Origin of the sequence: Prosthecobacter vanneervenii (assembly GCF_014203095.1) — a bacterium.
Lineage (GTDB): Bacteria > Verrucomicrobiota > Verrucomicrobiia > Verrucomicrobiales > Verrucomicrobiaceae > Prosthecobacter > Prosthecobacter vanneervenii.
In genome coordinates this window covers 1-9592 of the sequence record NZ_JACHIG010000028.1, presented here as the reverse complement: position 1 = coordinate 9592, position 9592 = coordinate 1, and the positions used below count along the sequence as shown (strand labels likewise).

Sequence of the window (9592 nt, the reverse complement as noted above, 5' to 3'; positions counted from 1 at the left end):
TCCTCTTCCTCTTCCTCTTCCTCTTCCTCTTCCTCTTCCTCTTCCTCTTCCTCTTCCTCTTCCTCTTCCTCTTCCTCTTCCTCTTCCTCTTCCTCTTCCTCCTTCCGCATATTCCGCACCTTCCGCAGGCCTCTCAGCCCGCATCCAGTCCCTACCGCCCCCTCTATCCCCTGTCGGCTGGACAACTCACTGCCTCACAGCGTCTTTGAGACCGCTTCGCAGCAGCATTTTCGCAGCAAAAAATGCAGGCACGGCTTGCGCACACGCATCGTATGTTCAAGATGAAAACCTCCCACATGAGCGCTGTTTTTGACTCCCTCTCTCGATTTTACGCCTCCTCCATCGGCAAAAAGTTCCTCGTCGCCCTCACCGGCCTCGTGCTGATCGGCTTCGTTTTTGGCCACATGATCGGCAACCTGCTGATCTTCGTCGGCAAGGATGCCATCAATGAATACGGCCACATGCTCCAGACCGCCCTGCACGGCGGCGGCGTCTGGATCGCGCGCCTCGGCCTGCTCGCAGCCGTCGTCATTCACATCGTCGCCACCATCCAGCTCACCCGAGCCAACCGCGCCGCCCGCAAAGACGCCTACGGCCAGCACAAGGCCCAGGTCAGCAGCAAGTCCTCCCGCACCATGATCTGGAGCGGCCTCACCATCCTCGCCTTCATCGTCTATCACCTGCTCCACTTCACCGTCCATGCAGGCAACGACTACGGCACCTACCACACCACCCTCCATGGCGAGACCGTCCACGACGTTTACCGCATGGTCATCGCCGGCTTCTCCTGGGCTCCCGCCTCCATCTTCTACATCATCGCCATGCTGCTGCTCTCCAGCCACCTCAGCCACGGCTTCAGCAGCCTCTTCCAGACCCTTGGCGTCTCCACGGACAAAACAGAGCCCCTCTTCAAAAAGCTCGGCTACGCCTTCGCAGGTCTCATCCTCGTCGGCAACTGCTCCATCCCCATCGCGATCCTGTTCTTCCACTACGGCCGTTAATTCTTCCCGCGACACGCCATGCCTCTCAATTCCAATATCCCCTCCGGCCCGATGGCCATGAAGTGGTCCAAGCACAAGCAGGACTCCAAGCTCATCAATCCGAAGAACAAGCGCAAGTTCACCGTCCTCGTCGTCGGCAGCGGTCTCGCAGGCTCCTCCGCAGCCGCCACGCTTTCAGAGCTCGGCTACAAGGTAAAGTGCTTCTGCTTCCAGGACAGCGCCCGCCGCGCCCACTCCATCGCAGCCCAGGGCGGCATCAATGCGGCAAAAAACTACCAGAACGACGGCGACAGCGTCCACCGTCTCTTCTACGACACCGTCAAAGGCGGCGACTTCCGCGCCCGTGAGGCCAACGTCCACCGCCTCGCCGAAGTCAGCGTCAACATCATCGACCAGTGCGTCGCCCAGGGCGTTCCCTTCGCCCGTGAATACGGCGGCATGCTCGCCAATCGCTCCTTCGGTGGCGCTCAGGTCAGCCGTACCTTCTACGCCCGCGGCCAGACCGGCCAGCAGCTCCTCCTCGGCGCCTACTCCGCGCTGAATAAGGAGATCGCCGCAGGCGGCGTCCAGATGTACACCCGCATGGAGATGCTCGACCTCGTGACCGTTGACGGCCACGCCAAGGGCATCATCACCCGCAACCTCGTCACCGGCAAAATCGAAGCCCACGCCGGCGACGCCGTCCTCCTCTGCACCGGCGGCTACGGCAACGTCTTCTACCTCTCCACCAACGCCATGGGTTGCAACGTGACCGCCACCTGGCGTGCTCACCGCAAAGGCGCCTTCTTCGCCAACCCCTGCTACACCCAGATCCACCCCACCTGCATCCCCGTTAGCGGCGACTACCAGAGCAAGCTCACGCTCATGTCCGAGTCCCTCCGCAACGACGGCCGCGTCTGGGTCCCCAAAAAGAAGGAAGACTGCGGCAAGGCCCCCGATCAAATCCCCGAGGCCGACCGCGACTACTACCTCGAGCGCAAATACCCCAGCTTCGGCAACCTCGCCCCGCGTGACATCTCCTCCCGCGCTGCCAAGGAAGCCTGCGACGACGGTCGCGGCGTCGGCCCCGGCGGTCGCGGTGTTTACCTCGACTTCGCAGAGGCCATCCAGCAGTTCGGAGCCAAGACCATCGCCGAGCGCTACGGCAACCTCTTCGAAATGTACGAGCGCATCACCGGAGAGAGCGCCTACAAGCGCCCCATGCGCATCTACCCCGCCGTCCACTACACCATGGGCGGCCTCTGGGTGGACTACAATCTGATGAGCAACCTCCCCGGCCTCCACGTCCTCGGAGAGGCCAACTTCTCCGACCACGGCGCCAACCGCCTCGGAGCCTCCGCCCTCATGCAGGGCCTCGCAGACGGCTACTTCGTCATCCCCACCACCATCGCCAACTACCTGGTGGGCCAGAAACCCGGCAGCGTCACCACCGACCACCCCGAGTTCAAGAAAGCCGTCGAAGCCTGCACCGCTCAGACCAAAAAATTCCTCAACATCAACGGCAAGCGCAGCGTGGACAGCTTCCACCGCGAGCTCGGCCTCCTCGTCTGGGAAAAATGCGGCATGGCCCGCGACCGCGCCGGCCTCACCGAAGCCCTCAAGCGCATCCCCGAGCTCCGCGAAGAGTTCTGGCAAAACGTCAAAGTCCCCGGCAGCGGCGACTTCACCAACCCCGAGCTCGAAAAAGCCGGACGCGTCGCCGATTTCATGGAGTTCGCCGAGCTCCTCTGCCTCGACGCCCGCCACCGCGAAGAAAGCTGCGGCGGCCACTTCCGCACCGAATACCAGACCGACGACGGCGAAGCCAAACGCGACGACGAAAACTTCAGCTACGCCGCCGCCTGGGAATACACCGGCAACCTCAGCCAGCCCACCCTCAACAAGGAGCCGCTGACCTTCGAAGAAGTCCACCTTGCCGTCCGCAGCTACAAATAACGTTCCTCTCCCGTCCCCATGTCTCTACTCAATCTGCACCTCAAAGTCTGGCGTCAGAATGGCTCGCAGCCAGGCCACTTCCAGGACATTGAAGCCCCGGAAATCCCCGATCACGCCTCTTTCCTGGAGATGATGGACATCGTCAATGAGCGCCTCATCTCCAAAGGAGAAGACCCCGTCGCCTTCGACCACGACTGCCGCGAAGGCATCTGCGGCATGTGCTCCATGCAGATCAATGGCGTCCCCCACGGCCCCGAAAAAGCCACCACCACCTGCCAGCTCCACATGCGCAAATTCCGCACCGGAGACACCATCTGGATCGAGCCCTTCCGCGCCCGCGCCTTCCCCGTCCTGAAGGACCTCATGGTCGACCGCACCGCCTTCGACCGCATCCAGCAGGCCGGCGGCTTCGTCACCGTCCGCACCGGCGCCCCACAGGACGCCAACGCCCTCCCCATCGGCAAGGAAGTCGCAGACGCCGCCATGGACGCCGCCGAATGCATCGGCTGCGGAGCCTGCGTCGCCGCCTGTAAAAACGCCAGCGCAATGCTCTTCGTCTCCGCCAAGGCAGGGCAGCTCAACTCCCTCCCCCAGGGCCAGCCCGAAAAAGACCGCCGCACCCTCGGCATGGTCCGCCAGATGGACAAAGAAGGCTTCGGCAACTGCACCAACCAGTACGAATGCGAAGCCGCCTGCCCCAAAGGCATCAGCGTCCGCTGGATCACCAAGCTCAACCGCGACTACGCCCTCGCCTCCGTCAAAGAAGCCTTCGGCAACACCCCCAAAGTCGCCGGCGGCGGCGACTGACAAGGCCGTAGTGCAAGCGTCCCGCTTGCCACAGTGCTGCTAGCGCCCCGCTGTGTCGGGCCCGGAGTTCCGGGTCTGCGCAGCAGACCCAGTCTTTACTGGGAGCGCCAGTGTTCCACTGGCTCCGGGTGCCACTCCGCAGCCCTTGCGCCCCCGCCACTCGTAGGACGGGTGTGGCGACAGCCCGCCCGTCCACCAGCACGTGGCAAACTCAATCGCGTGCGAACATCCTCACACTCTGTCCGTTTGCCAAAAGGGCATGCGGGTGATGACAAAGGCACCGCCCACCACTCGCAAGACGTGTGTAGCGACAGCCCGCCCGTCCACCAGCACGCGGCAAACACCATCGCGTGCGAACATCCTCACACTCCGTCCGTTTGCCAAAAGGGCATCCAGATCAAATCCACATCTTCCTCAGGCTCCTCTCCACAAAGGCCGCTCACAACGACAAAGGGGAACGCAGGCACACCTCGTATGACGGGGTGGTTCAGCCCTCGTAATGGCGGCCAAGCTGCCCGCTCACCTCGCTTTTGCCCGGAGACAGGCCTTTGAGCACCAAAGGTGCGACCTATCGCAGCCCAGCGCAACGCGCTGGGAGAACCCACCATCCCCCCACTCTCCCTGGTAGAGCCCTGAAAGGGCGCCCCAACTCCCACACCCCACAAAATCACCTCCCCCTCCGCCTCACCCACCCCCACCGCACGTCCCTCCACCTCCCCTCTCCCAAATCATAAATCCCCATCCCCCATCTCCCACCTACTCATTCCCCCCGGCTCCATCCCCATAATCCTTGCATCCACGCCCCGCTCCGCTTTCATCCGCCACCCATGTCGCAGCCCGCCCTCACTCCCGCCTCCTTCATCGACCACTGGTCCCGGGCCGAGGCCAATGAGCGCGCCAATTCCCAGAGCTTCCTCATCGGCCTCACCCAGCTCCTCGGCCTCCCCGCCCCCTCACACAATCACCACGAAGGCTACAGCTTCGAATACCCCGTCAAAGTCCCCGGCGGCACCAGCACCAATTTCCTCGACCTCTACCGCCGCGGCCACTTCGTTCTCGAGTCCAAGCAGTTCACCGCCCAGAAGCTCGAACAGTCCGCCCTGGAACTCGCCGCCATCGATGCCGGCGCACTCGCCCATCAGAAAAAATCCGGCCCCGTCCGTGGCACCGGCTCCTGGGACGACGCCATGATCCGCGCCAAAGGCCAGGCCGAGCGCTACGTCCGCTCCCTCCCCGCCGACGAGCCCAATCCTCCCTTCATCCTCGTCTGCGATGTCGGCCACAGCATCGAAGTCTACGCCGACTTCACCCAGGCCGGAAAGGCCTACCTCCCTTTCCCAGATCCGCGCACCTTCCGCATCCAGCTCAAAGACCTCGAGCGCGAAGACATCCGCGAGCGCCTCCGCCTCATCTGGACCAATCCCACCGCGCTCGATCCCGCCAAAGTCAGCGCCGAGGTCACACGCGAGATCGCAGGCTACCTCGCAGAGCTGGCCAAATCCCTCGAAGCCGAAAAGCACGACCCCGAAGTCGTCGCCCAGTTCCTCACCCGCTGCCTCTTCTGCATGTTCGCAGAGGATGTCGGCCTCCTCCCCGACCACGCCTTCACCGAGCTGCTGCATTCCGTCCCCGCAGATGGCACCGGCTTCCCCGAGCTGCTCAGCACCCTCTTCCGGGAGATGAACACCGGCACCGGCAAGAGCATCTCCGTCGTCCTGCGAAAAAAGCTCCTCAAGTTCAATGGCGGCCTCTTTGCAGACGACACTGTCCTCCCCGTCAATGGCCTCCAGCTCGGCCTCCTCAAGCAGGCCGCCAAAATGAACTGGCGCAATGTCGAGCCCGCTATCTTCGGCACCCTGCTCGAGCGCGCCCTCGTCCCCTCAGAGCGCCACGCCCTCGGCGCTCACTTCACCCCTCGCGCCTACGTCGAGCGCCTCGTCCTCCCCACCGTCATCGAGCCCCTGCGCGAGGAATTTGAAAACGTCTATGCCGCCGCCGTCACCCTCGCCAGCAAGGGCGACCTCAAAAAGGCCCGGCAGGAGATGAACACCTTCCACGACAAGCTCTGCCACATCCGCGTCCTCGACCCCGCCTGCGGCAGCGGCAATTTCCTCTACGTCGCCCTCCAGCATCTCAAAATCCTCGAAGGCGAGCTCCTCGAGCGCGCCGCCCAGTTTGGCGAGGACATGAAGCTCGAACTCGAAACCCACACCATCGATCCCCACCAGTTCCTCGGCATCGAACTCAATCCCCGCGCCGCCTCCATCGCCGAGCTCGTCCTCTGGATCGGCTACCTCCAGTGGCATTTCAAAATCCACGGCCAGCGCACCCCGCCCGAGCCGATCTTGCGCGCCTTCAAAAACATCCAGTGCCGCGATGCCGTCCTCGCCTACGACGGCGAGCCCCAGCCCGCACGAGACGCAGCCGGAAACCCCATCACCGTCTGGGACCGCCACAGCTACAAGCCCGACCTCGTCACCAACCGCGACGTGCCCGATGAAACCAAACGCGTTCCACTGCTAACGTATGCTAATCCACGACCGGCAGCATGGCCCGAGGCAGATTTCATCGTGGGCAATCCACCTTTCATTGGCACTGCACTCATGCGCGCAGATTTGGGCGATGGCTACACGGAAACACTGCGCAAAACGTATCCAGACGTACCCGAGTCTGCAGACTTCGTGCTCTACTGGTGGCACAAGGCAGCCACACTCGTGCGAAGCGGCGAGGCACAACGCTTCGGGCTCATCACCACGAATAGCCTCCGCCAAACTTTTGCACGCCGTGTGGTGCAGCACCATCTCAGCGCCAAGCCATCACTGTCACTCACTTTCGCAATCCCCGACCATCCATGGGTGGACACCGCTGAAGGTGCCGCCGTACGCATCGCCATGACCGTGGGTGTCGCAGGAGCCAGCGAAGGAGACTTGTCCGAAGTCATCGACGAAGAAGAACACGAAGACGGCTCTGCAAATGTGACCTTGCTCACGAAGCATGGGAAGATCGCGGGAGATTTGACGGTTGGAGCAGATGTTAGCGCCACACAAGATCTAGCAGCGAACGAAGGCATCGCTTACCGAGGAATGCAGCTCATTGGCTCAGGTTTTATTGTCTCGCCTGAAGAAGTAAATTCCCTTGGGTTAGGCTCGGTCGATGGATTGGAGAACCATATCCGCCCCTATCGCAATGGCCGTGATCTCACTGACTCTCCACGCGGGGTATTTGTGATTGATCTTTTTGGTCTCACCGAGGCAGAAGTACGTGAGCGCTATCCCTCTGTCTATCAGCATGTGCTCACCACCGTTAAACCTGAGCGTGACGCTAACAACCGTGACAGCTATCGGCGGAATTGGTGGATCCATGGCGAACCACGCAGAGACTTGCGTCCTGCATTGGCTGGACTTCAGAACTACATCGCAACCGTCGAAACAGCAAAGCATCGCGTCTTTCAATTTCTCAATGCAGACACGTTGCCAGATAACAAACTGGTGGTGATCGCTCTCGACGACACATTTTATCTTGGTGTACTCAGCAGCCGCATTCATGTGATCTATTCACTGGCAGCTGGTAGTTGGCTAGGAGTTGGAAACGATTCGGTCTATGCGAAGTCTCGCTGCTTCGATCCCTTCCCATTCCCCCTCTGCTCCGAAGCCGTAAAAGACCGCATCCGCAAACTCGCCGAAGAGCTCGACGCCCACCGCAAGCGCGTGCAGGCCGCCCATCCCGGCCTGACGCTGACAGGCATGTACAACGTCCTCGAAAAACTGCGCGCGGGCGAGGAGCTGAGTGCCAAGGACAAACTCATTCACGACCAGGGGCTCGTCTCCATCCTCCTCCAGCTCCACGACGACCTCGATGAAGCCGTCTTCGCCGCCTACGGCTGGCAGCATCTCTGGCAGGCACGCAAAGAAAGCCATCAGGGCATCATCCACGACCTCCAGACCGGAGACGTCCGCATGCTCGATGCCACCGGCGACCAGCTAGACGCCGCCATCGCCAAGTTCGATCAGCAGCTCGACGCCGAAATCCTCCAGCGCCTCGTCACCCTCAATGCCCAGCGCGCCGAGGAAGAATCCCGCGGCATCATCCACTGGCTCCGCCCCGACTACCAGAACCCCGCCGGAAAAGCCGCAGGCATCCAGGACACCCTCGATCTCCCCAAGATCAGCGGCACCAAGTCCAAAACCAAAACCTCGGCCACACCAAAGCCCGGCACCAAAGTCCCCTGGCCCAAACCCCTCGCCGAACGCATCCGCGCCACCGAGCAGGCCCTCCACGCCGCCGCCCACCCCGTCACCGCCGAAGAACTCACCACCCACTTCTCCCGCGCCAAAACCCCCGACCTCCAGGAAATCCTCGAAAGCCTCGTCACCCTCGGCCGCGCCCGCAAAGACGGCGATAAGTTTGGTGTGTGACTTATTTACCCTCTATTTCGAATTACAATTCATGTACCGCGCATTTAATCTGCAGCCCTTCGTTTGGAATACAGAAACAACGTGGCATGCTGAGGGCCAAAAGCTTGAAGAGGATACATCCAAAACCATCAAGAAGGGCCTAAGTGAGTTTATCGAGCGGGGTGAGGTTAATGGAAGCAAGCTCCAGAACCACTGGTTTCCAAAGATTCCAGCAAGCGTGTTCATTTCACATGCCCACGCCGATAAGGATCGCGCTTTAAATCTCGCAGGCTGGCTAAAAAGCAAATTTCAGATCACATCGTTCATTGACTCCGTAGTGTGGGGGCACCTCGACGACCTTTTGTATAAATTCGATGACAAATGGTGTTGGAGTGACGACAAAAAAACTTTTAGCTACGAGCTTAGAAACAAGTCCACAAGTCATGTGCATATGATGTTGGCTACAGCTCTCAGCCAGATGATGGACGCTACTGAGTGCATCATATTTGTTAGCAGCCCGAATTCTGTAACAGTTGAGGAATCCGTGAAAAAACTTCATTCCCCGTGGATTTACCATGAGCTCAACATGGTCCACCTTCTCCGAAAACGAGACCCTGAAGATCACCGCCCGATGATCAAAGAGTCCAAACTCGCAAAGTCTTTTGAGTTTTCTAGAAAGGAATCTATTTCTATATTTTATGAAGCCGATTTCAGTTCGCTAACAAATCTGACGCACAAAGCTCTGGGTGCCTGGGCAAATGAGTGGTCTGCAAACAAGAAGCACTTCGACCACCCGCTGGACGCTCTCTATAAAATAGCGCCACACGTCTCAAAAAACTGAACTCAATCCAATGGATGCCAAACTCAAACACCTGGAATTCATCCAGAACGTCATCACCCGCATGGCAAACAACTCGTTCCTCATTAAGGGCTGGTCGGTGACACTTGTGGCAGCCCTGTTTGCCATGGAGAGCAAGGATAAAAACCTGGGATTCGCGTTCATGGTGTTCATTCCCATCGCAAGCTTCTGGATCTTGGACGCCTATTTTCTGTCGTTGGAAAAGCAGTTTCGGGAGCTTTTCAAAAAAGCTGTCGCCGCTCCCGAGAATCAGGTCACGTTCGACATGAATCCGGCCCCTTACAATGCCGAGGAAAACACCTGGGCGGCCTGCCTCACGAATACCTCGCTGGCTTGGTTTCACGGCTCACTGCTTTCACTCGCTCTCCTCATGATTGCGATCCTGACCGGATTCGGAGCATGCAAAGCGTGACTGTCTTTGTTTCTGAGGCGCCACTGCAAGACGGCAAAAACTGTCTTGAAGGCCAACGGCCTTCCGTGATTCAGCCAAGGTGGGCAGATGGGGTCAGGCGACATGAATGCGAAGGGAAAACAGTGTTTCAAGCCTCCGCTCTCCTAGGAGAGCGCGATTTGGTATGGTGTGCACACCATGATCA

At 60.1% G+C, this 9592-nt stretch carries 7 protein-coding genes; 6 read left to right on the top strand and 1 reads right to left on the bottom strand.

Annotation, left to right across the window (positions count from 1 at the left end):
• On the bottom strand, positions 1-185 hold a 185-nt coding region (locus tag HNQ65_RS26610), incomplete at its 3' end, for a hypothetical protein (RefSeq protein ID WP_221306309.1).
• A 111-nt stretch (positions 186-296) separates the two neighbouring features.
• Here HNQ65_RS26610 and HNQ65_RS26430 point away from each other — a divergent pair.
• The 6 genes from HNQ65_RS26430 (at position 297) to HNQ65_RS26405 (ending at position 9408) form a co-directional block, all read left to right on the top strand.
• Positions 297-1001: a succinate dehydrogenase cytochrome b subunit gene (locus HNQ65_RS26430; RefSeq protein WP_184344878.1), complete on the top strand. Its 705-nt coding sequence runs from the start codon at positions 297-299 to the stop codon at positions 999-1001.
• Positions 1002-1019: 18 nt separating this feature from the next.
• Positions 1020-2936, top strand: coding sequence for a fumarate reductase/succinate dehydrogenase flavoprotein subunit (locus HNQ65_RS26425; RefSeq protein ID WP_184344876.1), 1917 nt, complete (start codon positions 1020-1022; stop codon positions 2934-2936).
• 18 nt (positions 2937-2954) lie between these two features.
• Complete coding sequence (locus HNQ65_RS26420) at positions 2955-3743, top strand: succinate dehydrogenase/fumarate reductase iron-sulfur subunit (protein WP_184344874.1); 789 nt, start codon at positions 2955-2957, stop codon at positions 3741-3743.
• Positions 3744-4570: 827 nt separating this feature from the next.
• Positions 4571-8158 (top strand): class I SAM-dependent DNA methyltransferase, encoded by a 3588-nt coding sequence (locus HNQ65_RS26415; RefSeq protein ID WP_184344872.1) that lies wholly within the window; start codon positions 4571-4573, stop codon positions 8156-8158.
• 31 nt (positions 8159-8189) lie between these two features.
• Positions 8190-8978 (top strand): hypothetical protein, encoded by a 789-nt coding sequence (locus HNQ65_RS26410; protein WP_184344870.1) that lies wholly within the window; start codon positions 8190-8192, stop codon positions 8976-8978.
• A 10-nt stretch (positions 8979-8988) separates the two neighbouring features.
• Entirely contained in the window at positions 8989-9408 is a 420-nt protein-coding gene (locus tag HNQ65_RS26405; RefSeq protein ID WP_184344868.1) for a hypothetical protein, read from the top strand.
• Positions 9409-9592: the final 184 nt, after the last annotated feature.